18 protein-coding genes are annotated in these 26,177 nt (G+C 69.4%); 12 read left to right on the top strand and 6 right to left on the bottom strand.

What is annotated here, in order from left to right; all coding sequences use genetic code 11:
* Positions 1-2: 2 nt before the first annotated feature.
* Both C3Y15_RS15445 and C3Y15_RS15440 read right to left on the bottom strand, forming a co-directional pair.
* On the bottom strand, positions 3-1,622 hold the full coding sequence (locus C3Y15_RS15445) for a GMC family oxidoreductase (RefSeq protein WP_011882360.1): 1,620 nt from the start codon (positions 1,620-1,622) through the stop codon (positions 3-5).
* The gene (locus C3Y15_RS15440) at positions 1,622-2,128 is read right to left on the bottom strand and encodes a sugar dehydrogenase complex small subunit (RefSeq protein ID WP_011882361.1); all 507 of its coding nucleotides are present in this window, start codon (positions 2,126-2,128) and stop codon (positions 1,622-1,624) included. Before C3Y15_RS15440 ends, C3Y15_RS15445 begins: the two co-directional genes overlap by 1 nt.
* A gap of 302 nt (positions 2,129-2,430) precedes the next feature.
* On the opposite strand from C3Y15_RS15440, the gene C3Y15_RS15430 reads away from it, so the two are divergent.
* The 3 genes from C3Y15_RS15430 to C3Y15_RS15420 all read left to right on the top strand — a co-directional run bounded on the left by C3Y15_RS15430 (position 2,431) and on the right by C3Y15_RS15420 (position 11,537).
* Entirely contained in the window at positions 2,431-8,490 is a 6,060-nt protein-coding gene (locus C3Y15_RS15430; RefSeq protein WP_069246473.1) for an MG2 domain-containing protein, read from the top strand.
* Positions 8,491-8,500: 10 nt separating this feature from the next.
* Positions 8,501-10,732 carry a penicillin-binding protein 1C gene (gene pbpC, locus C3Y15_RS15425; protein ID WP_059738428.1) on the top strand — a complete coding sequence of 744 codons (2,232 nt, stop codon included), beginning with the start codon at positions 8,501-8,503 and terminating at the stop codon, positions 10,730-10,732.
* A 124-nt stretch (positions 10,733-10,856) separates the two neighbouring features.
* Positions 10,857-11,537 carry a hypothetical protein gene (locus tag C3Y15_RS15420; protein ID WP_011882364.1) on the top strand — a complete coding sequence of 227 codons (681 nt, stop codon included), beginning with the start codon at positions 10,857-10,859 and terminating at the stop codon, positions 11,535-11,537.
* Positions 11,538-11,584: 47 nt separating this feature from the next.
* Here C3Y15_RS15420 and C3Y15_RS15415 read toward each other — a convergent pair whose 3' ends face one another.
* Positions 11,585-12,832, bottom strand: coding sequence for a multidrug effflux MFS transporter (locus C3Y15_RS15415; protein ID WP_041494112.1), 1,248 nt, complete (start codon positions 12,830-12,832; stop codon positions 11,585-11,587).
* Between the two features lie 422 nt (positions 12,833-13,254).
* On the opposite strand from C3Y15_RS15415, the gene C3Y15_RS15410 reads away from it, so the two are divergent.
* Complete coding sequence (locus C3Y15_RS15410; RefSeq protein ID WP_011882366.1) at positions 13,255-13,794, top strand: hypothetical protein; 540 nt, start codon at positions 13,255-13,257, stop codon at positions 13,792-13,794.
* Positions 13,795-13,881: 87 nt separating this feature from the next.
* On the opposite strand, the gene C3Y15_RS15405 is transcribed toward C3Y15_RS15410, so the two are convergent.
* Positions 13,882-14,778, bottom strand: a complete 897-nt coding sequence (locus C3Y15_RS15405) for a glutamate/aspartate ABC transporter substrate-binding protein (protein ID WP_011882367.1) — start codon at positions 14,776-14,778, stop codon at positions 13,882-13,884.
* A gap of 427 nt (positions 14,779-15,205) precedes the next feature.
* On the opposite strand from C3Y15_RS15405, the gene C3Y15_RS15400 reads away from it, so the two are divergent.
* On the top strand, positions 15,206-16,852 hold the full coding sequence (locus C3Y15_RS15400; protein WP_045577919.1) for a S8 family peptidase: 1,647 nt from the start codon (positions 15,206-15,208) through the stop codon (positions 16,850-16,852).
* Positions 16,853-17,572: 720 nt separating this feature from the next.
* Positions 17,573-20,356 (top strand): magnesium-translocating P-type ATPase, encoded by a 2,784-nt coding sequence (mgtA, locus tag C3Y15_RS15395; protein ID WP_081335136.1) that lies wholly within the window; start codon positions 17,573-17,575, stop codon positions 20,354-20,356.
* A 47-nt stretch (positions 20,357-20,403) separates the two neighbouring features.
* Here the strand turns inward: mgtA and C3Y15_RS15390 are convergent, their stop codons facing one another.
* Both C3Y15_RS15390 and C3Y15_RS15385 read right to left on the bottom strand, forming a co-directional pair.
* Positions 20,404-20,688, bottom strand: coding sequence for a hypothetical protein (locus tag C3Y15_RS15390; RefSeq protein WP_034195131.1), 285 nt, complete (start codon positions 20,686-20,688; stop codon positions 20,404-20,406).
* A 71-nt stretch (positions 20,689-20,759) separates the two neighbouring features.
* Positions 20,760-21,635 carry a LysR substrate-binding domain-containing protein gene (locus C3Y15_RS15385; RefSeq protein ID WP_124260074.1) on the bottom strand — a complete coding sequence of 292 codons (876 nt, stop codon included), beginning with the start codon at positions 21,633-21,635 and terminating at the stop codon, positions 20,760-20,762.
* 51 nt (positions 21,636-21,686) lie between these two features.
* Here C3Y15_RS15385 and C3Y15_RS15380 point away from each other — a divergent pair, with 51 nt between their 5' ends.
* The 6 genes from C3Y15_RS15380 (at position 21,687) to C3Y15_RS15355 (ending at position 26,150) form a co-directional block, all read left to right on the top strand.
* Entirely contained in the window at positions 21,687-21,971 is a 285-nt protein-coding gene (locus C3Y15_RS15380) for a hypothetical protein (RefSeq protein WP_043292265.1), read from the top strand.
* 179 nt (positions 21,972-22,150) lie between these two features.
* On the top strand, positions 22,151-23,242 hold the full coding sequence (locus C3Y15_RS15375) for a serine hydrolase (protein ID WP_069246472.1): 1,092 nt from the start codon (positions 22,151-22,153) through the stop codon (positions 23,240-23,242).
* Between the two features lie 30 nt (positions 23,243-23,272).
* A complete protein-coding gene (locus tag C3Y15_RS15370) occupies positions 23,273-23,509 on the top strand; it encodes a hypothetical protein (RefSeq protein WP_046426382.1) in 237 nt (78 codons plus the stop codon).
* A gap of 115 nt (positions 23,510-23,624) precedes the next feature.
* Positions 23,625-24,080, top strand: a complete 456-nt coding sequence (locus C3Y15_RS15365; RefSeq protein ID WP_046426380.1) for a MarR family transcriptional regulator — start codon at positions 23,625-23,627, stop codon at positions 24,078-24,080.
* A 70-nt stretch (positions 24,081-24,150) separates the two neighbouring features.
* Positions 24,151-24,714 (top strand): isochorismatase family protein, encoded by a 564-nt coding sequence (locus tag C3Y15_RS15360; protein WP_011882377.1) that lies wholly within the window; start codon positions 24,151-24,153, stop codon positions 24,712-24,714.
* Positions 24,711-26,150, top strand: a complete 1,440-nt coding sequence (locus C3Y15_RS15355; RefSeq protein WP_034195136.1) for a DHA2 family efflux MFS transporter permease subunit — start codon at positions 24,711-24,713, stop codon at positions 26,148-26,150. The genes C3Y15_RS15360 and C3Y15_RS15355 overlap by 4 nt, the downstream gene beginning before the upstream one ends.
* Positions 26,151-26,177 lie beyond the last annotated feature (27 nt).

Genomic DNA, 26,177 nt, shown 5'->3' with positions numbered 1-26,177 from the left:
GGTCAGACTTCCTTCTTCAGCGTGTCCGAGATGCGCAGCGCCAGCGCCGCGATCGTCAGCGTCACGTTCACCGTGCCGACGGTCGGCATCGTCGCGCTGCTCGAGATGAACAGGTTCGGATGGTCGAACGTGCGGCAGTCCTTGTCGACGACGGAGTCGCGCGCATCGGCGCCCATGATCGTCGAGCCAGTGATGTGGTTGTTCGGCGCGAACTCGTCGTTGAACACAACGTCCGTGCCGCCCAGCACCTGCGCGGCGGTCGCGTAGACCTCGCGCGTGTGCACCGCGCCGCGCTTCACGTAGTCGTCGATCGCGTAGGTGATTTCCGGACGCGGAATGCCGATCGCATCGGTCGCCGTCTTGCTCGGCACGATGCGGTTCTCGGGCTGCGGCAGGATTTCGTGGAAACAGTCGAACTGCACGTAGCGCGCGGAGCGGTCGCGGATCTGCGCGTCCAGCTCGGCCGGCTTCATCAGCTTGCCGGCCTTGAAGATCTTCTGCGTCTCCTGGTTGATGCGCGACATGTTCGACAGGTGGATCTTCTTCGCGGCTTCGGTCGCGCGGAACGGACCGTCGCGGAAGCCGATCAGCGACGTCATTTCCTGCGGGCCGCGGCCCGGCCACAGCTTCTCGCTCGCATAGAACGACACGCCGGTGCCCGGATGGTCCATCAGGTTGCGGCCGACCATGTCGGAGCTGTTCGCGACGCCGTTCGGAAAATCGCGGTTCGCCGACATCAGCAGGATCTTCGGCGTCTCGATGCCGTTCGCGGCGAGCACGAAGTACTTGCCCTCGACGCGATGGTCGGCGCCCGTCTTGTCCTTGTAGATCGCGGCGACGATGCGCTTGTCCGGGCCGGTCTCCAGCTTGTAGACGACCGCGCTGTCGATCAGCTTCGCGCCCGCCTGCTCGGCCTTCTCGACGTGCACGATGCCGTTGTACATCGCGCCGATCGGGCAGATCGGCATGCAGTTGTTGTTGCCGCAACAGGTCGGCCGGCCGTCGTACGGCCGGCTGTTGCGCGCCACCGGCTCGGTGACCACGTGGTACTTCGCGTCATGGGCGTTCAGCGCGCTCTTGATCGTCTGCTCGTTGAACGACAACGGCAGCGGCGGCATCGGATACGGCTGCTTGCGTGGCGAGTACAGATCTTCCTCGGGGCCGGGGCCCCACACGCCGAGCTCTTCCTCCGCGCGCTGGTAATAGTGTTCGAGATCGTCGTACTGGATCGGCCAGTCGCGACCGACGCCGTACACCGTCTTCATCTTGAAGTCGTTCGGGATGAAGCGCCACGCCGACGCGGCCCAGTGCCACGTCGTGCCGCCCACCGCACGGATGTACTGCGAATTGAACTTGTGCTCGCCCTTCAGGATCAGGTAGTCGTTGGGCGGGCCGTATTCCGGATGCGGTGCCCAGGGGCTCGACGGGTACGGCGCCATGAAGTCCGTCTTGTCCGGCTGGTTGCGAAAGCGCTCGACGATTTCCCAGCGCGGCATGCGCGGGCCTGCCTCGAGCAGGATCACCGATTTGCCGGTCGACGCGAGCTGGTGCGCGACGATCGCGCCCGCGACACCGGACCCGACGACCACGACGTCGGCTTTTTGCGTATCGGTACCGGCCATCAGACTTGCCTCTCGATCGGTTTTTCGGCCCAGAAGCCGGGTTTGTTGGGGCAATACGAAGGAATCACGAGCGTGTCGGAGACGACGTCGAACATCAATGCTTCTTCGTAGGCAATCACGACGTTGTCGACGATGCCGAGATACCACGCGCCGAGAATCGTCAGCGCGGAGGCTTCCTGGTCCGCGCTCAACGAGCCGGACGCGAGCGCGCCGGCGAGCTGCGACAGACCGTCGGCGGTCTTGAAGGAGCCCTTCTGCAATGCTTGCAGATAGCGTTCGCCGAGCACGCGGCTCAGCCCTTTCTTGCCCGTCAACGCTTCGGAGAGCGTCATGAACGTGTCGAGCGGCGCGTTGCCGGGACTGTCGGCCAGGGCCCGCAACGCCAGCGAGCCGGTCAGGCCCGCCGCCGTCAGCGCCAGTGCGCCCTGCAGCCATTGACGCCGCGTGATGCCGCTTGCGGCTGCGTCGCTGTCGCGACGCGATTGGGGGGTGTTGTCGTTGTGCATGTTTCCTTCTCTCGAACACCGGATTCGGGAAAACCACGCTTGATATTTATCAAACTTTCGCGCGGCCCTGAAATGTACGCGCTCAATCCGAATTGGACAATCCTTTTATAGTTCAATAATTGTTCCGCAATCCGACACGATCCGGATTTCGCCGAGATTGTGTGTCGGCCGCGCGACAACGGGCGCGCCCGGTCGCGCTGTCGCAAGCCCGTCACACACCGCTTCCCGCCCTCCGCTCGCCTGCCCGTCGGTTAGAATCCCGTGCAATCAAACAGAAAGCTTCCCTCCGAGGGCATCGAGCGATGAAGCAGCACGACAAACACAACAAAGCCAATCGAACTCACCACATCACACGGCTGCTCTGGCGCATCGGCGCGCTCGCCGCACTCGGCGCCGCGACCGCGGTGTCGCTGCACGCCGGCGCCGCGCGCACCGTGAGCGTGTCGCCGCAAGGCACCGCCACGCAAGTCCGGCAAAGCGTCGTCAAGTTCGACGAAGCGATGGTCCCGTTCGGCTCGGCGTCCGCGCCGGCTCCCGCGCGCATGACCTGCACCGATGCCGCCGCCGCGCGCGGCCAGGGCCACTGGCTCGACGACAAGACCTGGGTCTACGACTTCGAGAACGACCTGCCGCCGGGCGTGCGCTGTTCGCTCGCGCTCAACGACACGCTGCGCTCGGTCGCCGGCAATGCGCTCGCCGGCCCCCGCCGCTTCATGTTTCAAACCGGCGGCCCGTTCCCGGTCAGCATCCGCCCCGGCTCGCACGAGATCGAGGAGCGCCAGGTGTTCGTGCTGAAGCTGAACGGCCCGGCCGAGCCGCGCTCCGCGCTCGCCAACATCTGGTGCGAAGCGGCCGGCATCGGCAACCGGATTCCGGTCACCGCCGCCGACGACACCACCCGCGCCGCGCTGCTCGATCACTTCGGGCTCAAGAAGGACGCCGCGCGCGTGCTGACGCTGTCGTGCGCGCAGGCGCTGCCCGCCAGCGCGAAGATGCAGCTCGTCTACGGCCGCGGCGTCGCGAGCCCGAGCGGCATCGCGAACGACACCGAGCGCCGCTTCGACTTCACCGTGCGCGAGCCGTTCGCCGCGAGCTTCTCGTGCGAGCGCGAGAACGCGAAGGCGCCCTGCACGCCGCTGCGGCCGCTCACGCTGTCGTTCAACGCGCCGATCACCCGCAAGAACGCCGAAGCGATCCGGCTGCGCGGCCCTGACGGTTCGCTTTCACCGACCTTCGCCGCCGACGACCACAGCGACGAAGTGACGACCGTCACGTTCAACCCGCCGCTGCCCGCGCAGACGAACCTGACGCTCGAGCTGCCGTCCGGCCTGCGCGACGTGACCGACCGGCCGCTCGCGAACGCCGACCTGTTCCCGCTTGCAACGCGTACCGCGCCGATGCCGCCGCTTGCAAAATTTTCGTCGGGCACGTTCGGCATCGTCGAACGCTTCGCGGAGCCCGGCACGCCTGCGCTGGTGCCCGTCACGCTGCGCAACGTCGAAGCCGATCTCCACGTCGCGGGCCTGAACACGGCCGGTGCGCAATTCTCGAACCTGAAGGTCGACGACGACACCGCGATCCGCGAATGGATGCGCACCGTCGCGCGCTTCGACAACTGGTCGATGACGGCCGGCACGATCGACGAGCAGATGCCGGGGCTACTGCGGCGCAAGGGCCAGCACCCCGTCTACGTGCCGCTGCAGGCCGGGGAAAAGATGCCCGCGCCGGCCGATCGCCGCATCGACGTGCGCTCGCTGTCGCTGCTCGCCGGCGCACCGGGCGCGCACGCGCTGACGCTGCCGAAGGCCGATCCGAAGACGCTGCGCCCGTTCGAGATCGTCGGCGTGCCGATCGACAAGCCGGGCTTCTACGTGCTCGAACTCGCGTCGCCGGCGCTCGGCCGCTCGCTGCTCGCGAAGCCGTCGAGCATGTACGTGCGCACCACGGTGCTGGTCACCAATCTCGGCGTGCACCTGAAACAGGGCCGCGAGAACAACCTCGTGTGGGTCACGACGCTCGACAAGGGCAAGCCGGTGCCGAACGCGCAGATTCGCGTCTCGGATTGCAACGGCGACGAAATCGCAGCGGGCAAGACCGACGCGCAAGGGCTGCTGAAGATCGACGGCCCGTTCGAGCCGCAGCGCGAATGCCACACGTCGGAGCGAGGCTTCGACGATTACTTCGTGTCCGCGCGCGTTGACGATCCGAAGACGGGCCCCGACATGGCCTTCGTCAGCTCGAACTGGAACCGCGGGATCGAAGCGTGGCGCTTCAACGTGCCGACCGACACCGACAGCGCGCCGACCGTGCGTGCGCATACCGTGTTCGACCGCACGCTGCTGCGGGCCGGCGAGACGGTGTCGATGAAGCACTTCGTGCGCACCGAGACGCTGCAGAGCCTCGCGTTCCCGGCGCAATACCCGAGCCGCGTGACGATCCGCCACCTCGGCTCCGACCAGACCTACAAGCTGCCGCTCACGTGGTCGGCCGACCATAGCGCGGACACGCAGTTCACGCTGCCGCAGGCGGCGAAGCTCGGCGAATACAGCGTCACGCTCGAAGGCGGCCCGGACGACGCGCCCACCTCCAGTTACTACAGCGGCAGCTTCCGCGTCGAGGCGTTCCGCCTGCCGGTGCTCAAAGGCACCATCGGCGCGCGCGACGCGCAGAAGAGCCCGCTCGTCGCGGTCAAGGAAGCGCCGCTCGCGGTGCAGATCGACTACGTGTCGGGCGGCGGCGCATTGAACCTGCCGGTGCAGGTGTCGGCGCTGATGAAATGGGCGTCGCCGCCGTTCGCCGACCGCTTCGAGGACTTCAGCTTCGCGCCCTATCGTCCCGAGCGCAGCGACGGCAACGCCGACGACGACGCGCAGGACGGCGACAACACGCCGGCCGCGAACGACGATCCCGACGCGACCCGCCTGATCGCCGACAAGCTGCCGCTCACGCTCGACCGCAACGGCGCAGGCTCGGTCACGCTGAAGGGCCTGCCGGACGTCGACGCGCCGAAGCGCGTCGCGCTCGAGGCCACCTTCGCGGACCCGAACGGCGAAGTGCAGACGATCCGCGGCGACACGATCCTCTGGCCGGCCGCCGTGGTGGCCGGCATCAAGGCCGGCCATTGGGTGTCGGTCGGCCAGCGCGTGCCGGTGCAGGCGCTCGCGGTCGACCTGCAGGGCAAGCCGCGCGCGTCGGTGCCGATCGAGATCAGGGGCGTCGCGCACGTCACGACGTCGTCGCGCAAGCGGATGGTCGGCGGCTTCTACGCGTACGACAACAAGAGCGACACGCGCGAGCTCGGCGTGCTGTGCTCGGGCAAGACCGACGACAAGGGCCGCATGGCCTGCGACGCGAAGCTCGAACAGGCCGGCAACGTGCAGCTGATCGCGGTCGCGAAGGACGGCGACGGCCGCGTGTCGAACGCGGCGACGTCGGTGTGGGTCACGCGCGAGGACGACCTGTGGTTCGGCGGCGACAACACCGACCGGATCGACGTGATTCCGGAGAAAACCTCGTACGAGCCGGGCGAAACCGCGCGCTTCCAGGTGCGCATGCCGTTCCGCTACGCCACCGCGCTGGTCGCGGTCGAACGCGGCGGCGTGATGGAGACGCACATCGTCGAGCTGAACGGCAAGAACCCGACCGTCGACCTGAAGGTGGGCGAATCGTGGGGGCCGAACGTCTACGTGTCGGTGCTCGCGCTGCGCGGCCGGATACGCGAAGTGCCGTGGTACTCGTTCTTCACGTGGGGCTGGAAGGCGCCGGTCGAATGGGCGCGCGCGTTCTGGACGGAAGGCCGCCACTACGAGGCGCCGACCGCGTTCGTCGATCTGTCGAAACCGGCGTTCCGCTACGGCCTCGGCGAGATCAAGGTCGGCACGGCCGTGCATCGCCTCGGCGTGACCGTGACCACCGACGCGACGCGCTACACGGTGCGCGGCAAGGCGCAGGCGCACGTGAAGGTCACGCTGCCGAACGGACAGCCGGCCCCGGCCGGCACGCAGATCGCCGTCGCGGCCGTCGACGAGGCGCTGCTCGAACTGATGCCGAACAACAGCTGGGACTTGCTCGGCGCGATGCTGCAGCGCCGTGCATACGGCGTCGAGACGGCCACTGCGCAGATGGAGATCGTCGGCCGCCGCCACTTCGGCCGCAAGGCCGTGCCGGCCGGCGGCGGCGGCGGCAGTGCGCCGACGCGCGAGCTGTTCGACACGCTGCTGCTGTGGAATCCGCGCGTGACGCTCGACGCGAACGGCAGCGCGACCGTCGAGGTGTCGCTGAACGACGCGCTCACGCGCTTCCGGATCGTCGCGATCGCGGCGGTCGGCCCCGACCGCTTCGGCACCGGCAGCACGTCGATCCGCAGCACGCAGGATCTCCAGCTGATTTCCGGCCTGCCGCCGCTGGTGCGCGAAGGCGATGCGTTCCGCGCGCAGCTCACGCTGCGCAACACGACGGAGCGCGCGATGCAGGTCGTCGTGACGCCGCACGTGACGGGCCTCGACGTCGCGCCGCAGTCCGTCTCGCTCGCGGCCAACGCGGCCGCCGAGGTCGCGTGGACCATCACCGTGCCGCAACAGGCGCTCGACGCGGCCGGCGCGCTGAACTGGCGCATCGACGCGGCCGAGCAAGGTGGCAAGCATGCGTCCGACGCGCTCGCCGTCGCGCAGAAGGTCGTGCCGGCGCTGCCGGTCACCGTGCAGCAGGCGACGCTCGCGCAGGTCGACGGCACGCTGACGTTGCCGGTCGCGCCGCCCGCGGGCGCCGTGAGCGACCCGCAGGGCGCGACGCGCGGCGGCATCGCCGTATCGCTGCAAGCGAAGCTCGCCGACGGCCTGCCCGGCGTGCGCCGCTGGTTCGAGCGCTATCCGTACCGCTGCCTCGAACAGCAGACGTCGCGCGCGATCGGCCTGCACGATGCCGCGCAATGGCAGGCGCTGGTCGCGCGCATGCCCGTCTATCTCGACAGCGACGGGCTCGCCAGCTACTTCCCGCCGCCGTCGGACGATGCGCACTACGGCAGCCCGACGCTGTCGTCGTACCTGCTCGTGGTCGCCGACGAAGCCGGCCGCCTCGACCCGCGCTTCACGCTGCCGGAAGACCTGCGCACGCAGCTCGAAGCCGGCCTCGCGCGCTTCGTCGACGGCCGCGTCGAGCGCAACGCCTGGGCGCCGCGCCAGGACCGCGACCTGCGCAAGCTCGCCGCGATCGAGGCGCTGTCGCGTTACGGCGCCGCGCAAGGCCGCATGCTCGGCTCGATCGAAATCGCGCCGAACCAGTGGCCGACGTCGGCGGTGATCGACTATCACGCGATCCTCAGGCGCGTGAAGGACATCCCGCAGCGCGACGCGAAACTGGCGCAGGCCGAACAGATCCTGCGCGCACGCCTGACCTACCAGGGTACGCAGCTCGTCTTCTCGACCGCGCGCGACGACGACCTGTGGTGGCTGATGACGAGCAACGAGACCAACGCCGCACGCCTCGCGCTCGAGTTCGCCGGCGACCCGGCGTGGAAGGACGAGATGCCGCGCGTGACGGCCGGCCTGCTCGCGCTGCAACGCCAGGGCGCGTGGCAGACGACCACGTCGAACGCACTCGGCCAGCTCGCCGTCGAGCGCTTCTCACATACCTACGAGAGCACGCCGGTCGCCGGCACGACGAAGGTCGCGCTCGGCGGCAGCGAGCGCGCGATCTCGTGGTCGCAGGCGCCGGCAGCCGATGCGGGCGGATCGGCCACCGCGGCCACCGCGGCCACCGCAGCCACCGCGGCGACCCGCGCGGCCGCCGCGCGCAGCGTGCTGATGCCGTGGCCGCGCGCGACGCAGGGGCCGGCCACGCTGTCGGTCACGCAGGACGGCACCGGCCGCCCGTGGGCGACGGTCGAGAGCCTCGCGGCCGTGCCGCTGCGCGCGCCGTTCGCGGCCGGCTACCGGATCGCGAAGACGATCACGCCCGTGTCGCCGGCCGCGCGCGGCGTGCTGACCCGCGGCGACGTGGTGCGCGTGCGCCTCGACATCGACGCGCAGAGCGACATGACGTGGGTGGTCGTCAACGATCCGATTCCGTCCGGCGCGACGATCCTCGGCTCGGGCCTCGGCCGCGATTCGGAAGCCGCGACGCAGGACGAGAAGCGGCCCGACGGCGCATGGCCGGCCTTCGTCGAGCGCGACTTCGACGGCTACCGCGCGTATTACGACTATCTGCCGAAGGGCAAATTCTCGGTCGAGTACACGGTGCGGCTGAACAACGTCGGCACCTTCGGGCTGCCGCCGACGCGCGTCGAGGCGCTGTATGCGCCGTCGGTGTACGGGCTGTGGCCGAACCCGCCGATGACGGTCAAGCCGGCCGACGCGGGCAAGTGACGGGCGCGCGATGAACGATCGTGCATCGGCGCGGCCGGCGCGTTTCGCCGTCCGCGCGTGGGCCGCCGCGGTATCGGCCGTACTGCTGGCCGCGCCGCTCGTCGCGCACGCGCTGCCGGGCTACGACGACGTGCGCCGCAACTGGCGCAGCTCCGACTGGGTGCTGCTCGCCCGCGACGGCACGCCACTGCAGCGCACCCGCGTCGACCTCAGCGAACGGCGCGGCGACTGGGTGTCGCTCGCCGACGTGTCGCCCGCGTTCCGCGACGCGATCGTCGTGTCCGAGGACAAGCGCTTCTACGCGCACAGCGGCGTCGACTGGCGCGGGATCGCGGGCGCGGCCTGGGGCAACCTGTGGAACGAGCGCACCCGTGGCGCGTCGACCGTGACGATGCAGCTGGCCGGGCTGCTCAGCGATTCGCCGCGCCGCTCGGGGCAGCGCTCGCTGCCGCAGAAGGCGACGCAGGCGATGAACGCGCTGCTGCTCGAACGCGGCTGGCGCAAGGATCAGATCCTCGAGGCGTACCTGAATCTCGTGCCGTTCCGGGGCGAGACGGTGGGGCTCGCCGCGCTGTCGCAGGTGCTGTTCGGCAAGGCGCCGTCCGGCCTCGACGCGCGCGAAGCCGCGATCGCGGCCGCGCTGGTGCGCGCGCCCAACGCCGCGCCGGCGAAGGTCGCCGAGCGCGCGTGCCGGATCCTGCGCGACATGCAGGCCGGCCAGGCCTGCACGTCGCTCGACGGCTACGTGCAGCTCGTGCTCGCGCGCCCGGCCAACAGCGTGCGCGACGACGGCGCCGCGCTCGCCCCGCACTTCGCGCGGCGGATCGCGGCCGAGGTCAGGCCCGCGGCCGGCGCGCAGGTGCGCACGACGCTCGATGCGCCGCTGCAGCGCTTCGCGCGCGACACGCTGCTGCGCGCGTTGACCGAGCTGAACGCACCGGCGCACCGGCGCAACGTGCAGGACGGCGCGGTGGTCGTGATCGACAACGCGAGCGGCGAGATTCGTGCGTGGGTCGGCTCGTCGGGCGCGTTGTCGAGCGCGCGCGACGTCGACGCCGTGCTCGCGCCGCGTCAGGCCGGCTCGACGCTCAAGCCGTTCCTCTATGCGCAGGCGCTCGACGAGAAGCGGCTGACGGCGGCGTCGCTACTCGACGACGCGCCGATCAACCTCGCGGCCGGCGGCGGCCTCTACATTCCGCAGAACTACGACAAGGATTTCAAGGGCTGGGTCAGCGTACGCAGCGCGCTCGGCGGCTCGCTGAACGTGCCGGCCGTGCGCACGCTCGTACTCGTCACGCCGCACCGCTTCGCGCGCACGCTGCGAGCGCTCGGCCTGCCGCTCGCGCAGGAAGGCGATTACTACGGGTTCAGCCTCGCGCTCGGCAGCGCGGACGTCACGCTGCTGGCGCTGACCAACGCGTATCGCGCGCTGGCGAACGGCGGCGTCGCGCGCAAGGTCGTCGACCTGCCCGCCGCTGCGTCGGCGGCGCGCGCCGACGGCGGCACGCGCGTGTTCAGCGAAGCGGCCAGCTTCGTCGTCACCGACATCCTGTCGGACAACAACGCGCGCGTGCGCACGTTCGGCTTCGACAACCCGCTCGCGACGCCCTTCTTCTCGGCCGTCAAGACCGGCACGAGCAAGGACATGCGCGACAACTGGACGGTCGGCTTCACGTCGCGCTACACGGTCGGCGTGTGGGTCGGCAACGCGGACGGCTCGCCGATGTGGGACGTGTCGGGCGTCACGGGCGCGTCGCCGGTGTGGTCGGCCGTGGTCGGCTATCTGCACCGCGCGCTGCCGAGCCGCGCGCCGACGCCGCCAACCGGCGTCGAAACGCGGCGCATCACGTTCGAGCGCGACGTCGAGCCGTCGCGCAACGAATGGTTCGTCGCGGGCACGGCGCTCGACACGATCCGGCTCGCGGCGCCCCTCACGCCGGGTCACGACGGCGCGCGTGCGCCGCTCGCGATCGGCGCGCCGACCGACGGCACGATCTTCGCGATCGATCCGGACATTCCGCCGAACAATCAGCGGATCTGGTTCGAGCGTTCGTCGGGGCACGCCGCGCGGTTCGCCTGGCGGCTCGACGATCGGGTGATCGGACATGCCGACCGCGTTGCGTGGATGCCGTGGCCGGGCCGGCACCGGCTCGAACTCGTCGATGCGCGCGGCAACGTCGCCGACGCGATCGGCTTCGAGGTACGCGGCGCGTTCGCGCGCAAGGGCGCGCGCAAACCGTGATGCCGTCTGCGCCGGCAGCGCACGAAAGGGTAAGCAGTACGCGGATCGCAGACCTAGAATACGAAGCGTGCGCCGGCGCGTCGGCGCGCCGCGTCCCCTCTCACGATCCGCCGATCGCCCGACCATGAACCTCCGACCTCCGCGCTTGCTCCGGCCCATCCTGGGCGCCGCCTTCGTGGCCACGCTGGCGGGCTGCAACGGCGAAGCCTGCTTCGGCGTCGACGTGTGCTCCAACGACACCCTGCCATCGGTCGCGCTGTCCGGCACGGCCGCCACCGGCGCGCCGCTCGCGAGCGCGGCGGTGACGGTGAGCTGCGTGCAGGGCTCGGCCACCACGCTGACCGACGGCGGCGGCAACTACCGCGTCGCCCTCAACGCCGCGCTGCCGTGCGTGATCGCCGTCGCGTCGGGCGGCACGAGCCTGCATTCGCTCGCGTACGCGGGCGGCACGTTCAACACGACGCCCGAAACCGAGCTGCTGCTCGTCTATCTCGCCGCGCAGCTCGGCACGAACCCGGCCGGGCTGATCGGCAATTTTCCGCGCAATACGCATTTCCAGCAGGCAATGGGCAGCGCGAACACGGTGCTGGCCGCGCAATCGGCGGTCGTGGCGAACCTGCAGCAGCGCTATTCGGTCACGCTGTCGACGCCCGCCTTCCTGACGACGCCGTTCGTGGTCGGACAGCCGGGCGTCGACGGCGATCTCGGCGCGCTCGCGACCGCAGGCGCGATCGACGCCAGCGGGATGCCAGCCGCGGCCGCGGTTGCGCTGCTGACGCAGGCGGGCGCCGCGCAGCCGCTGTGAGCGGGCGGCGCGCCGCGCTCGAGTCTCAAGTCACGCGCCGGCCGCGCTCAGGTCGCTTCCCCGCTCGCGCACGCGACGCTGACCGGCTGCTGCTGGGTCAGATGGCGCAGCAGCTTCGTCACCATCCACACGACGACGAACGCCAGCACGACGAAGAACACCGCGAGCGGCGTCAGCACGTGAATCGACACGAAGCCGGCCAGCCCCATCATCGCGGACGACACGAGCAGCAGCGCGCAGCCGAGGATCGCGCTGGTCAGCCCGGCGATATGCGGAAACAGCGAATTGCCCTTGGCCATCAGCGTCGGATACATCGCGCCCGCGCAGAAACCCATCACGAGCACCGGCGTCGCGAGCGTCCACACGCGCAGGCCGACGGTCAGCGCGAGCACCAGCATCGCGACCGCGGCGCCCGCCATCACGCGCGCACCGATACGCAAGCGCTGCTCGGCGCTCGGCAGCCCGCGCCCGTGAATCCGGTTCGACAGCCCGCCGAGGAAATACATCAGCCCGATGCCGAGCGCCAGATAGCCGAAGAAGGTCGGCGGCTTGTGCAGCGTGGTCTGCACCATGAACGGCCCGACGATGTTGAACACCAGCAGGATGCTGTAGCACAGCCCCTGCGCGAGGAAGCAGCTCTGGAACACCGGGCTCGCGAGTACCCTGCCCGCATTCGCGAACAGCGTGCGCGGCGCGAGATGCACCGGTTTCGGCAAGGTCTCGCGATAGCGCCACAGCAGCGCCCACATCGCGAGCGAGTACACCAGCAGGAACACCAGGCAGGCGCGCCAGCCGAACCATTCCTGCAGGTGCGCGCCGATCACCGGCGCGACGATCGGCGCGAGGCCCCACGCGATCGACATGTAGGTGAACGCGTGCATCAGCGCCTGACCGGAGAACGAATCGGTGATGATCGCCTTCGCGAGCAGGTTCGTCGTCGCGATCCCGAAGCCCTGCAGGCAGCGCGCGAGCAGGAAGGTCTCGAGGTTCGGCGCGCCGAGCGACAGCAGGCAGCCGATCGTGTAGATCACGAGGCCGAACGCGAGCACGCGCTTGCGGCCGTACGCATCGGCGATGGGGCCGAAGATCAGCTGGCCCAGCGCATACGCGGCCATGTAGCCGGACACGCTCGACTGGATCGCCTGCGGCGTGGTCGCGAACGAGCGCGCCATGTCGGGCAGCGCCGGCACGTAGATGTCGATCGCCAGCTGGCCGGCGGACGAGAACAGGCAGATCAGGAACAACAGGAAGCGCGGCGAATTCGATTCGCGCGCGGAAGTGAGCGAGGCGTTCATGACGGGCGGGAAGGATACGGGCGGCGGCATCGCTGCATGCCGGCGCGTTCGGATAGCGAACAGCCGTGCGCGGCGAAGCGCCTATTGTGCCCTTTGTTGCGCGCGCCGGCCGGAATCCCCTGGCGCGGGAGAGGTTGAATGGGGCGGCGGCGCGGGGGGACATGGGCGCCGGTGGCATGGCGGCACGGTGCGCCGTGCACCGCGAGCTTCGAGCTTCGAGCTGTCGGCTGGACGTTGCGAGCTGTCGGCTCGGCGTTGCAGGCGTCGGCTGCAGCGTCCCGCCTACGTCCATCCGACCGGCTACGCCGCGGTTTTAATCCTGTTTTAAGCCGACCCACGCATAGTCGCCGATGGCTCCGTCCGTGAGCCGCACGATTCGTTCAATGTTGATTCGATCAGTATCGTTTGATGGAGATACGAATATGCGATTCCGTTCGTATATGGCGGCAGGCGCGGTAGCGCTGATGCCCGTGCTCGCGATCGCCGGGCAAGCCGCGCAGGCGCCGGCCGCACAACCGGTGTTCGTCAACGTCGATGGGCAGGCCGTGCCGGTCAAGGCCGATACGCGCGTCGTCCAGACGGCGCTCGGCCCGATGAAGGTCAGCACGTGGAGCTGGCACAGCCCGCATGGCGGCGCGAGCTTCGAGATGCAGACGTCGTCGACGTCGGGCGACGTGGCGCCCGCAACCGCATGGCGGCAGATGCAGGCCGCGCAGTACCGGATGCAGGCCGCTCAGGCGCAGATGGCCGCCATGCAGCAGATGATGGCGCTGCAGCACGCCGCGCTCGCCAACCTGTTCGCGATGCCGGCGCCGCAACCCGTCGGCTTCGCGATGCCGATGTGGGCAATGCCGGAGCCGGTCGTCGTGATCGTGCCGGCGCAGCCGTCCACACGTACGGTCGCGCCTGCACCGTCGGCGCCGGCCAGGCCCGCGGCGCGCGGGCCGGAGATCAAGGCCTGACGCGAGCAACCCCGCACAAAAACAAAACCGAAACCGCCGGCCGCCGCGCCGGCGGTTTTCGTTTGCAACCGTGTCGCCGCGGCCTGCTCAGTACTGCGCGCGATCGGTCGGGTTTCTGAACAGCTGCTTCATCTCGGGCGACAACGGGTAGTTCAGGCTCACGCCCTTCGGCGGTATCGGCTGCATGAACCAGCGGTCGTAGAGTTGCTCGGCCGCGCCGGAGGTCTGCAACTGCGCGATCACGCGATCGACCAGCTGCTTGAACGCGGGATCGTCCTTGCGCAGCATGCACGCGTAGTTTTCGTGGACAAGCGGCGTGCCCGCCACCGTGTAGGCGCCCGGATTGCGATCCTTCGCGATTTCGCCGTACAGCAGCGGCTCGTCCATCACGAACGCGACCGCACGCCCGGTCGTGACGTTCATGAACGCTTCGGCGTGGTCCTTCGCGCTGATGATCGTCATGTTCATCGCCTTCTCTTCGTTGAGCTTGCGCAGCAGCCGCTCGTCCGACGTGCCGGCCGTCGTCGCGACGGTCTTGCCGGCCAGATCCGCGAAGTCCTTCACGCCGGAATCCTTGCGCGTGCTGAAGCGGATCCCGTACAAGAAGATGCTGTTGGAGAACGCGGCCTGCTTCTGGCGCTCCAGCGTGTTGGTCGTCGATCCGCATTCGAAGTCGATCGTGCCGTTCTGCAGCAGCGGAATGCGGTTCTGCGACGTGATCGGAATCTCCTTCACCGTCAGGTTCGGCGCCTTCAATTCGGCCTTCAGCGCGTCGATGATGCGCGCCGCGATGTCGCGCGAGTAGCCGATGTTGTTCTGCTGGTTGTCCGAATACGAGAACGGCACCGACGATTCACGGATACCCAGCGACACGACGCCGGTGTCCTTGATCTTCTTCAGCGTGCCGGTCAGCGCCTGCGCGTGCGCGGCGCCGGCCAGCGCACCGGCCAGCACGAGGGCCAGCCAACGAAAGCGGCGATCCATGCTTTTCTCCTGACGAAACGTTGATCGAATCGCGATCCTACGCCCGACAATATTCGCGCCGCATCGGCCAACGCGTAGTGACGCGTCGAGCCGGCGGCCCGCCGCGCGGGCGCGAGCGTTGCCGTGGCGCGCAAACCTCGTCCTCTCCGTCATCAGGGCCGCCGCAGCGCATCCGGTCGCGCACGGGCGAGCGCGCGGCCCGACAGGAATCGCAAACACCGCTGCGATGCAGCAACGAAATCGTTTGCGCAAACGCTGCCTTTTCTACCAAAACATACTCAAGAACCCCGCTGGACGGCCGTTACCCAATGCATGGCGCTTCGCAGCAAGCCGCTGCAATCGCCAGACAAAAAAGACCAGATCCGGCATCGGCCGGACCATGCACTACCGCCGGCACGACGGTTATCCACGAGGACGAAGTTTCACCATGAGAGCCAATCGTTTCGATTTCGCACTGGCCCGCTCCGCTCACGCGCGCGTGCTCGCCGGCATGTTGTCGGCAGCCGCCCTGCTCCCCATCGCCGGCTGCGGCGGCGGTGGCGGCGACGGCTCGAGCCCGGCGACCGCAGCGCCGGCCCCCGCGCCGACGCCGGCTCCCGCACCTGCTCCGGCGCCCGCGCCCGCGCCGACCAACGGCACCACCTGTGCGGCCCAGCAGGCCGCGGTGCAGATGGCCGCGCAAACGGTCGCGCCGACCGAGCCGCCTGTCGATCATCTGATCGTCCGGCTGAAGCCGTCGACGGGAACGCGCGCGATGGCCGCGCTCGACGTCGGCACGCGGCTCGACGCGGTGATCCAGCGCTCGATGACGCGCTGGAGCGCGCCGACGACCACCGGCGCCGCGCGTGCCTATGCGGCCGCGACGACGTCGCTGAACGTGCAGGTCGAGCGCACGCTGGCGAACGGGGCGGCCGTCCTGTCGATCGGTCAGCGCATCGCATCGGACGACGCGGCCGCACTGGCCGCCGCATTCGCGGCCGACAGCGACGTCGACTACGCGGAACCGGATCACCCGATGCACGTCCGCGACACGCCGAGCGACCCCTCGTACAGCCAGCAATGGTATCTGTCCGACCCGGCGGTCGGCATCAACACGCCGCCCGCATGGACGCGCACCAAGGGCGCGCCGACCGTCGTCACGGCGGTGCTCGACACCGGCTACCGGCCGCACCCCGATCTCGTCGCGAACCTGCTGCCGGGCTACAACTTCATCTCGAACGCCAACACCAGCAACAACGGCCAGGCGCGCAGCAACGACGCGACGGACCCGGGCGACTGGGTCACGCAGCAGGAACTCGACGACGCGACCGGCCCGTACTACCACTGCGCGAGCGAACCGAACAACAGCAGCTGGCACGGCACGCGCGTGATGGGCGTGATCGGCGCCGGCGCGAACAACGGGATCGGCGTGGCGGGCGTGTCGTGGCTCGGCCGCATCCTGCCGGTGCGCGTGCTCGGCAAGTGCGGCGGCACGACCAGCGACATCGCGGACGCGATGCGCTGGGCGGCCGGCATTCCGGTCAACGGCGTGCCGACGAATCCGACGCCCGCGAAGGTCATCAACCTGAGCCTCGGCGGCGTCGGTGCGTGCAGCACGACGTTCCAGCAGGCGATCGACGACGTGAATGCGAAGGGCGTGACGGTCGTCGTGGCCGCCGGCAACGACGGCCTGTCGACCGGCCTCGACCAGCCGGCGAACTGCCGCGGCGTCATCAGCGTCGGCGCAACCGACGCCACCGGCCGGCGCGCATCGTTCAGCAACTTCGGCGCCGACGTCTCGCTGAGCGCGCCGGGCGTGGGCATCCTGTCGACCGCCAACAGCGGCACGACCGTGCCGGGTGCCGACTCGTACGGCACCGCGAGCGGCACGAGCCTCGCGACGCCGCAGGTGTCGGGCATCGTCTCGCTGATGCTGGCGGTGAACGGCAACCTCACGCCGGCGCAGATTCAGCAGAAGCTGCAAGGCGGCGCACGCGCGGCGATGCTGCCCGCCGCCACGACGTCGTGCACCGCCCTGCCGGCCGGCGCCGGTATCGCCGATGCGGGCGCGGCCGTCACGGCCGCCGCGCAATAAGCGCTGCGTCGCCGCGACACGAACGCGCGCATGCCGGCCCGGCGTGCGCGCGTTTTTTCATCGCCGCGAGTTGCGGCTGCACGCCGATGCATCGATGAAAACGCCGTAAAAACGCGGGTAAAGCGGGTAAAGGGTTGACGCTTCGCGCAACGAACCATTACCATCGCCCCCGTCTGATTACATGGAGTGTTCCGTGAACACCGATGCGAGTTGTAGTTGGTCGTCGACCAACCCGACTGCTGCCTGAGGAAACGCGCAGAGCCTCGTCTTCTGCCGCATCCCTGGACAGCAGGATGCGGCGTCCTTCCGGCCTGACCGGCCAGAATCCCCGCCCGATTTTTCGCTGACGCCGAAGCGCGTCGCCGCGCAGCGCCACGCTGACGCGCGCGTGCATTCGCGCGACGCACTGCGCGCTGCCGCGCGTATTTCATTCACGTGCCGACCGGCCGTGCGCACGCTCGCGTGCGCGGCCGCCGATCGCTCGTGCCGCCCATCCACGACCGAAGGAGCGCAGATGAACGCAGACGACAGTAGTCGATTACCGCTCGCCGGTGCGGCGTCGCGCATCGGCTCTGCGCGCGCAGTCGCCGCGCCGGCGAGCGTTTCCCCCTTTTCCGATCCACAGCCGATCGCGCGTGTCGCGACGCGGCGGGAAGCGTTCGCGCGTCGATAACGTCGCGACCGCTCCCGGCGCGCCGCCGCATGCGCCAGGAGCGAGTCATGACACAACGAAACCCATCCAGGAACCCGCAGCGCGGCTTCGTCGGCGCCGGCAACGGCCGGCAGAACGAACCGCGCATCATGCGCATCGCGCAGGAAGCCGGCCGTCCGCTCGAGCAGACCTTCGAGGCGCTGCGTACCGGTGCACGCGGCCTCACGCACGGCCAGGCCGCCGACCGGCTGCAGCACCACGGCCCCAACGAAATCGCGCACGACAAGCCGCCGCACTGGACGCGCCAGTTGCTGCACGCGTTTCACAATCCGTTCGTCTACGTGCTGCTGGTGCTCGCCGCGATCAGCTTCTGCACCGACGTCTGGTTCGCGGCGCCCGACGATCGCGACTACGTCGGCATGACGATCCTGCTCGCGATGGTGACGATCAGCGCATTGCTGCGCTTCGTGCAGGAATTCCGGTCGCTGCGCGCCGCCGAGAAACTCAAGGCGATGGTGCGAACGACGGCCACCGTGCAGCGCGCGGCGACCGACACGTGCGAGCCGACGCGCCGCGACGTGCCGATGCGCGACGTGGTGGTCGGCGACATCGTGCATCTGTCGGCCGGCGACATGATCCCCGCCGACGTGCGCCTGATCACGTCGCGCGACCTGTTCATCAGCCAGGCCGTGCTGACCGGCGAAGCGCTGCCGGTCGAGAAGTACGACACGCTCGGCGCGGTCGCCGGCAAGTCGGCGCAAGCACATGCGCCGGCTGCGGCCGGCGCGCCGCATGACACGCCGCCCGCCGCGTCGACGTCGCTGCTCGATCTCGAGAACGTCTGCTTCATGGGCACCAACGTGGTCAGCGGCACCGCGACGGCCGTGGTCGTCGCGACCGGCGACGATACCTACTTCGGCACGCTCGCGCGCAACGTGGTGAGCCACAAGCGCATCGAGACGAGCTTCGATCGCGGCGTCGCGAGCGTGAGCTGGCTGCTGATCAAGTTCATGTTCGTGATGGTGCCGGTCGTGTTCATGATCAACGGACTGACCAAGGGCGACTGGCTGAGCGCGCTGACCTTCGCGCTCGCCGTGGCCGTCGGCCTCACGCCCGAAATGCTGCCGATGATCGTCAGCGCGAATCTCGCGCGCGGCGCGATCGCGATGGCGCGCCGCAAGGTCGTCGTGAAGCGGCTGAACTCGGTGCAGAACTTCGGCGCGATGGACGTGCTGTGCACCGACAAGACGGGCACGCTCACGCAGGACCGCATCATCCTCGAGCACCATCTCGACCTGGCCGGACGGCGCGACGAGGACATCCTGCGGCTCGGCTGGCTCAACAGCTTCCATCAAAGCGGCCAGAAGAACCTGATCGACGTCGCGATCGTCGCGCGCGCGGACGAGCTCGGCGACCGTGTGAAGCCGCACGGCTACACGAAGATCGACGAACTGCCGTTCGACTTCGTGCGGCGCCGCCTGTCGGTCGTCGTCGGCGATGCGCATGGCGCGCATCTGCTGATCTGCAAGGGCGCGGTCGAGGAAATGCTCGCGGTGTCGACCCACGTGCAGGACGAGCACGGCGTGCGTCCGCTCGACAGCGTCGCGCGCGAGCGGCTGCTCGAACAGGCGAGCGCGTACAACGACGACGGTTTCCGCGTGCTGGTGGTCGCGACGCGCGCGATCCCGCCCGCCGAGCAACGCGAGCAGTACCGCACCGCCGACGAGCGCGACCTCGTCGTGCGCGGCTTCCTGACGTTTCTCGATCCTCCGAAGGAATCGGCCGCGCCGGCGCTCGCCGCGTTGCGCGAAAACGGCGTCGCGGTGAAGGTGCTGACGGGCGACAACGCGACCGTCACGATCAAGGTCTGCCGCCAGGTCGGGTTGCAGCCGGGCACGCCGCTGCTCGGCGCCGACATCGATGGGCTCGACGACGCGACGCTCGCGCAGGCCGTCGAACGCACGACGGTGTTCGCGAAGCTCACGCCGTTGCAGAAGGCGCGCATCGTCCGCGCGCTGCAGGCGAACGGCCATACGGTCGGCTTCCTCGGCGACGGCATCAACGACGCGCCGGCGCTGCGCGACGCCGACGTCGGCATCTCGGTGGACAGCGGCGCCGACATCGCGAAGGAGACCGCCGACATCATCCTGCTCGAAAAGAGCCTGATGGTGCTGGAGGAAGGCGTGATCAAGGGCCGCGAGACCTTCGGCAACATCCTCAAGTACCTGAACATGACGGCCAGCTCGAACTTCGGCAACGTGTTCTCGGTGCTCGTCGCGAGTGCGTTCCTGCCGTGGGAGCCGATGCTCGCGACCCAGATGCTGGTGCTGAACCTGATCTACGACACGTCGCAGATGCTGCTGCCGTGGGATCGGATGGACCCCGAGTTCCTCAAGAAGCCGCGCAAGTGGGAGGCCGGCAACATCGGCCGCTTCATGCTGTGGGTCGGGCCGACGTCGTCGGTGTTCGACATCACGACCTACGTGCTGATGTGGACCGTGTTCGGCGCCGGCGCGATGTATCACCTGCACGGCGGCGCGGGCGGCCAGATCGTGATGAACTCGGGCTGGTTCATCGAGAGCCTCGTCTCGCAGACGCTCGTCGTGCATCTGCTGCGCACGCAGAAGATCCCGTTCCTGCAGAGCACGGCCGCGCTGCCGGTGCTGCTGTCGACGTTCACCGCGATCGCCGTCGGCTGCTGGCTGCCGTTCTCGCCGTTCGCGGACGCGCTCGGCTTCATGCATCTGCCCGGCACGTACTGGCTGTGGCTCGCGGCGACGATGGCCGGCTACATCCTGCTCGCGCAGATCGTCAAGACGCTCTATGTGCGCCGTTACAAGCAGTGGTTCTGAACCGCGTCGAACGTAGCGCAGCGGGCCGCCTTCGGGCGGCCCGCTTTTTATCGCGCATCGTTCGCGCCGAACAGCTGCGCGGCGAGCACGCGGCCCTCGTCGGTCAACGCGGCGCGGCCGGTGCCGTCGTCGTTCAACGTCGTCGCGGTGATCCCGGCCGCGTCGAGCTGCGTCAGCACGCGACGCAGCATGCTCATCGGCAACTGCGCGCGCTTCGCGATCTTCGGCAGCGACCACGTACCGCCGGACGGCGCGTGCGCGGCCTCGTTCAGCGTCGCGAGCGTCGCCACGAGCGCGGGGTCCAGCGGGGAGTCGTCAGGTTCTGAAGTCATGGATCGAGATCGGTGCGCCGGTGCCGACCGGCATTCAGGCAGCAGGTGCGTGGCGGACGCGCTGCGTGCGCTCACGCGCCCTTCAACGCCGCGCGCATGAACGACACGAAGCGCGTGGTCACGGGATCGTCGCGGCCGGACAACCACGCCAGGCCGACGCGCCATTTCGCGTCGCGACCGGCGAGCGGCAGCACGGTCGCATCGCGCAGCAGATATTGCGCGCTCGACGGGATGAACGCAACGCCTACGCCGGCCGCGACCGACGTGAGGACCGATTGCACGTCTTCCGCCTGCTGCATGACGTGCGGCACGAAGCGCCGCGCACCGCACCACTGCTCGATCTGCGCGGCGAGGCCGGGGCCGCGCGCACGCTGCAGCGCGATGAAGCCGATTTCGTTGAGGGCGTCGAGATCGGTCGGCACGCGCTTGAAGCCGAGATGCGGCGGCGCGGCGAGCGCGAGCGCCTCGTCGGTCACCCTGAACGAAGACAGGCCTTCGTCGGCCGGCAAGCGCAGGAAGCCGGCATCGAGCTTGCCGGAACGCAGCCGGCGCGTCTGCTCGGACGACGACAGGTCGCTCAGCGTGATCGCGATGCCCGGATTGAACCGCCGGAATTCCGCGATCAGCTTCGGCACGAGCGTCAGCACGGACAGGCAGATGCCGAGCCGCAACTGCCCGCGCTGGCCGCTCGTGACCTCGCGCGCACGCGCGAGCATCTCGTCGGCATCGTGCACGAGCGCCTGCGCATCGGGCAGGAAGCGCTCGCCGAACGCCGTGAGTTCTGCACCGTGACGCCCGCGCTCGAACAGCCGGCCGCCGAGGCTCGCCTCGAGCGCACCGATCTGCTTGCTCAATGCCGGCTGGCTCATGTGCAGCGCGTCGGCCGCACGGCTGAAATGACTCAGCTCGGTGACCGTCAGGAAGGTGCGCAGCAGTTTCAATTCCATTCTTCGAAGGAATCCAATCGATCAAAACATTCATTTTACTGATCGAATCCGATGGCGTTCAATACGCACATGCCCTTCCTTGAACATACCGCGATGACCTTCGATCCTGCGGCCGCATGCGCGGCCGATCATTCATCCGACACGGCGGTCGTCGGCGAATCCGCAGCAAAGCCCGACGCCGACGCGACAGCGAACGAGCGGCGCGCGGCGCGCGCGGGCGGCCGCGGCCGCCGCGTGCGCTTCGGCGACGTGCCCGACGACGCGCCGCCGCAACGCGTCACGGGTGCGATCGCGCTCAGCTTCGCGGTCGTGTCGCGGCGACACTGGCCGCGCTGACGTCGCCGACGATTACCTCGCACGTTCCGCTCCGATCGGCCGCGACGCATCGCAGGAACCCTCACGAACCCGCATGCATCGATCGTCATCGCCCTGCGATCGACCGTATAATTTCCCGCTCCCGTCCACTGTCCACGTGTTTCGCGCTGCCGTCGCGCACGCGAGAAGGAGTACTTCGCTTGATCGGCCTCATCGCGCGCCTGCGCCGCGCCCGCACCCCTCTGATCATCGCGCTGTCGTTCGTGACGCTCGCGTTCGCGGCCAATGCGTCGGCCGCGAACGCGCATCGGACCGCGTCGACGCACGCGCATCCCAAAGTCGTCAAGAGCAAGGCCGCGCATCGCGCGCACAAGGCCATCAAGCACCGCCGGCCGCGCGTCACGCACCATCCGGTCAAGCATCACGCGGCGCCCGCGCCGCAGCATCGCCGCGCCAAAGGCACGCATCGCAAGCCCCGCACGAACGCGAACCGCCCGCGTCGCATCGAACCGCCACGCCTGCTCGCAAGCTGCGGCTACACGCCGCGCGCCGTGCGCACACTGCACTCGCGCGCCGCGTACGTCGTCGATGTCGACTCCGGCACGCCGCTGCTCGCGCGCAACGCGCGCACGGTGCGGCCGATCGCATCGATCTCGAAGCTGATGACCGCGCTCGTCGCCCGCGATGCCGACCGGCCGCTGAACGGCGTGCTGCGCGTCACGACACGCGATCGCGACACGATCAAGTTCACCGGCTCGCGGCTGCCGGTCGGCGCCGAACTGTCGCGCCGGCAGATGTTTCATATCGCGCTGATGTCGTCGGAAAACCGCGCGGCCGCCGCGCTGAGCCGCGATTATCCGGGCGGCCGCGCCGCCTTCGTCGGCGCGATGAACCGCAAAGCGCGCCAGCTCGGCATGCGCGCGACGCATTTCCGCGAACCGACCGGACTGTCGCCGCACAACGTATCGACCGCCGAGGATCTCGCGCGGCTCGTCGGCGCCGCCGCGCACGACCCGCTGATCCGCTATTTCTCGACCGACACGTCGACGACCATCGAAGCCGGCGACGGCGAGCTGCTGTACGTGAATTCCGATCCGCTGGTGCGCTACGGCCGGCTGCCGATCCGTTTGCAGAAAACCGGCTTCATCAACGAATCGGGGCATGGCGTCGTGATGCGCACGCGCGTGCACGGGCGCCGCGAAACCATCGTGCTGCTCGGCGCGCCGACGCGCGCGGGCGTGTCCAGCGATGCGCTGAAAATCCATCGCTGGCTGAGCTGCTCGATTCAGTAAGCGCCGCTCTTCCGGCGCAGGAGCGATGCGATGGAGCATGAGTACCGGTTCAACGCGTTCGGCCGCCTGCTTGCCGTCGTCCGCACAGGCGACGGCTGGCGCGTGTTCGATCTCGGCGCCGACGGCAAGCGCAGGTCGGCCGGCCTGCAGATTCCGGCGACGCTCGCGGCAGATGAACTCGCCCAATATCTCGGTGACCTGCTCCACGAGCATGCATCGCCGAAGTACCCCGACGTCGTGCCCGTTGCGCCGCCCGCGGGCGGGTAGCGGCGCGTCTCGCCGATTCAAAGCCGCGACGCGACGCCCTCTCGTTTGCCTCAACTCGTAGCCGCATGCCGCCCCATATCGACAGTCAAACTTGCAAGTTAGCCTGTCGTGTTCTATGCTTGGCCGCATGAATCCGCCACGCACACCCGGCGTTACCGCCGACACCGTCGCCACCGACCTGACGCTCGCGGTCGGCCAGTTGATCCGCCGTTTGCGCTCCGAAATCGACTCCGAAGGGCTCGGCATGTCGCAGACGAGCGCGCTCGCGCGGCTCGAACGACAGGGCCCGATGACGACCGCCGAGCTCGCGCGCGCCGAGGCCATGAAGCCGCAGTCGATGAAGGCGATCCTCGCGAGCCTCGAGGAAGACGGGCTCGTCGAACGCGAGCCGCATCCGACCGACGGCCGACAAATCCTGTTCCTGCTGACCGCGGCCGGCCGCGAAGCGCGGCGCAAGCGCAACGCGGCGAAGCACGCGTGGCTCGGCGCCGCGATCGGCAAGCTCGAACCTGACGAAATGCGCACGCTCGCCGACGCGATCGCGCTGATCCGGCGTCTCGGCGAGCAATGACCGCCGCCCGCATGCCGCGCGGCCGTCGCGCGCATGCGTTCCATCGTCCCCTTCACGGAGCATCGACACCATGAGCACGACCCGGCTCGACCCGAACACGGCGCTCGTCGTCATCGATCTGCAAAAAGGCATCGTCGCGCTGCCGGCCTGCCATCCGAGCGCCACGGTGATCGCGCACGCGCGCGAACTGCTCGACGCGTTCCGCGGCCGCGGCCTGCCGGTCGTGCTCGTCAACGTCGCGGGCGGCGCACCGGGCCGCACGCAACAACCGCCGCGCACCGCGGCGCTGCCACCCGACTGGACCGAACTGCTGCCCGAGCTCGACCGTCAGCCGGGCGACCATGTCGTGACGAAGCACACCTGGGGCGCGTTTACCGCGACCGATCTCGACGCGTACCTGAAAGCCGCCGGCGTCACGCAGATCGTGCTCGCCGGGATCGCGACCAGCATCGGCGTCGAATCGACTGCGCGGCAGGCATACGACCTCGGCTACAACGTGACGCTCGCCGTCGACGCGATGACCGACCTCAGCGCCGACGCGCACGCGAACAGCGTCGAACGGGTGTTTCCGCGCCTCGGCGAAACGGGTTCGACGCGCGACATCGTCGCGCTGCTCGCGCGCCGCGACGCGTGAGCGAGCGACACGCGCAGCCGGTGGAGAACCGCCCGGCCGCCCCGCTCGATCCGACGGTCTGGAAAGTCAGCGCGGTCGCGACGCTCGGCGCGCTGCTGTCGCAGCTCGACGCGACGATCGTCAACGTCTCGCTGTCGAGCCTCGCGACCGACCTGCACGCGAGCCTGTCGACGATCCAATGGGTGACGAGCGGCTACCTGCTCGCGCTCACGCTGGTGTTGCCGCTGAACGGCTGGCTGGTCGGGCGCATCGGCGCGAAGGCGCTGTACCTGTGGTGTTTCTCCGCGTTCATGTTGACGTCGGCGCTGTGCGGGCTCGCGTGGTCGGCGGCGTCGCTGATCGCGTTCCGCGTGCTGCAGGGCGTCAGCGGCGGGCTGCTCGCGCCGATGGCGCAAATGATGATCGCGCGCGCGGCCGGCCAGCAGATGGCGCGCGTGATCGGCTATGCGGCGGTGCCGGTTCTGCTCGCACCGCTCCTCGGCCCGGTCGTCGCCGGCGCGGTCCTGCAGCACGCCTCGTGGCGCTGGCTGTTTCTCGTGAACCTGCCGGTCGGCGTGCTCGCGCTCGGGCTCGCCGTCTGGTTGCTGCCCGCCGACCGCGACGAGACGCAGCGCCGCGCGCTCGACTGGGTCGGCCTCGCGCTGCTGTCGCCGGCGCTCGTGCTGTTCCTGTACGGCGCGCAGCGGATCGAAGCGGCGCCCGGCATCGCCGCCGTCGCGGCCGCGATGCTGCTGCTCGCCGCGTTCCTGCGTGTCGAGCGGCGCCTGCGCGAACGGGCGCTGATCGACGTCGCGCTGTTTCGCTCGCGCGTGTTCGGCGCGGCCGCCGCCACCCAGTTCCTGTCGAACGGCGCGGTCTACGCGGGCCAGATGTTGATTCCGGTGTTTCTGATCCAGGCGTGCGGCCGCTCGCCCGGCGAGATCGGTTGGCTGCTCGCACCGCTCGGGCTCGGCATGCTCGTCACCTATCCGTCGATGGGCGCGCTGACGAGCCGGTTCGGCGTGCGGCGGGTCGCCGCCGCCGGCGCGCTGCTCGCGCTGATCGCGACGCTGCCGTTCGCGTACCTCGCGTTGCACGGCTTCGATCGCGACGTGCTGATGCCCGCGCTGTTTCTGCGCGGGATGGGTCAGAGCGCGATCGGCACGCCGTCGATTTCCGCCGCGTATGCGTCGGTCGAACGGCGCAGCCTGCCGATGGCGACGACGTCGCTGAATATCGTGCAGCGCCTCGGCGGGCCGACCTTCACGACGCTCTGTACGCTGTTTCTCGCGTGGCGGCTGCACGTCGAGACGGCGACGAGCGGCTCGCCGAGCGTCGCGTACGCGTGGGCCTTCGGCCTGTTGTGCGCATTGCATGCGGCGAGCTTCGCGACGGCGCTGCGGCTGCCGCTGCGGGCAAGCGGTGCGGGCGAACGGCCGCCCGGCGGCACGCGCTGAGGTTCGACGCAGCGGCCGGCAACGGGC

Origin of the sequence: Burkholderia sp. B10 (assembly GCF_004368385.1) — a bacterium.
Taxonomy (GTDB): domain Bacteria; phylum Pseudomonadota; class Gammaproteobacteria; order Burkholderiales; family Burkholderiaceae; genus Burkholderia; species Burkholderia vietnamiensis.
This window is presented reverse-complemented; position numbering and strand designations above follow the sequence as displayed.

Coding starts and splice junctions, on each gene's coding strand:
- C3Y15_RS15380 (WP_043292265.1), top strand. CDS start 21,687: ATGGCGTTCAATACGCACATGCCCTTCCTTGAACATACCGCGATGACC.
- C3Y15_RS15440 (WP_011882361.1), bottom strand. CDS start 2,128: ATGCACAACGACAACACCCCCCAATCGCGTCGCGACAGCGACGCAGCC.
- C3Y15_RS15420 (WP_011882364.1), top strand. CDS start 10,857: ATGAACCTCCGACCTCCGCGCTTGCTCCGGCCCATCCTGGGCGCCGCC.
- C3Y15_RS15445 (WP_011882360.1), bottom strand. CDS start 1,622: ATGGCCGGTACCGATACGCAAAAAGCCGACGTCGTGGTCGTCGGGTCC.
- C3Y15_RS15385 (WP_124260074.1), bottom strand. CDS start 21,635: ATGGAATTGAAACTGCTGCGCACCTTCCTGACGGTCACCGAGCTGAGT.
- C3Y15_RS15405 (WP_011882367.1), bottom strand. CDS start 14,778: ATGGATCGCCGCTTTCGTTGGCTGGCCCTCGTGCTGGCCGGTGCGCTG.
- C3Y15_RS15430 (WP_069246473.1), top strand. CDS start 2,431: ATGAAGCAGCACGACAAACACAACAAAGCCAATCGAACTCACCACATC.
- pbpC (WP_059738428.1), top strand. CDS start 8,501: ATGAACGATCGTGCATCGGCGCGGCCGGCGCGTTTCGCCGTCCGCGCG.
- C3Y15_RS15370 (WP_046426382.1), top strand. CDS start 23,273: ATGGAGCATGAGTACCGGTTCAACGCGTTCGGCCGCCTGCTTGCCGTC.
- C3Y15_RS15360 (WP_011882377.1), top strand. CDS start 24,151: ATGAGCACGACCCGGCTCGACCCGAACACGGCGCTCGTCGTCATCGAT.
- C3Y15_RS15365 (WP_046426380.1), top strand. CDS start 23,625: ATGCTTGGCCGCATGAATCCGCCACGCACACCCGGCGTTACCGCCGAC.
- C3Y15_RS15400 (WP_045577919.1), top strand. CDS start 15,206: ATGAGAGCCAATCGTTTCGATTTCGCACTGGCCCGCTCCGCTCACGCG.
- mgtA (WP_081335136.1), top strand. CDS start 17,573: ATGACACAACGAAACCCATCCAGGAACCCGCAGCGCGGCTTCGTCGGC.
- C3Y15_RS15415 (WP_041494112.1), bottom strand. CDS start 12,832: ATGAACGCCTCGCTCACTTCCGCGCGCGAATCGAATTCGCCGCGCTTC.
- C3Y15_RS15390 (WP_034195131.1), bottom strand. CDS start 20,688: ATGACTTCAGAACCTGACGACTCCCCGCTGGACCCCGCGCTCGTGGCG.
- C3Y15_RS15410 (WP_011882366.1), top strand. CDS start 13,255: ATGCGATTCCGTTCGTATATGGCGGCAGGCGCGGTAGCGCTGATGCCC.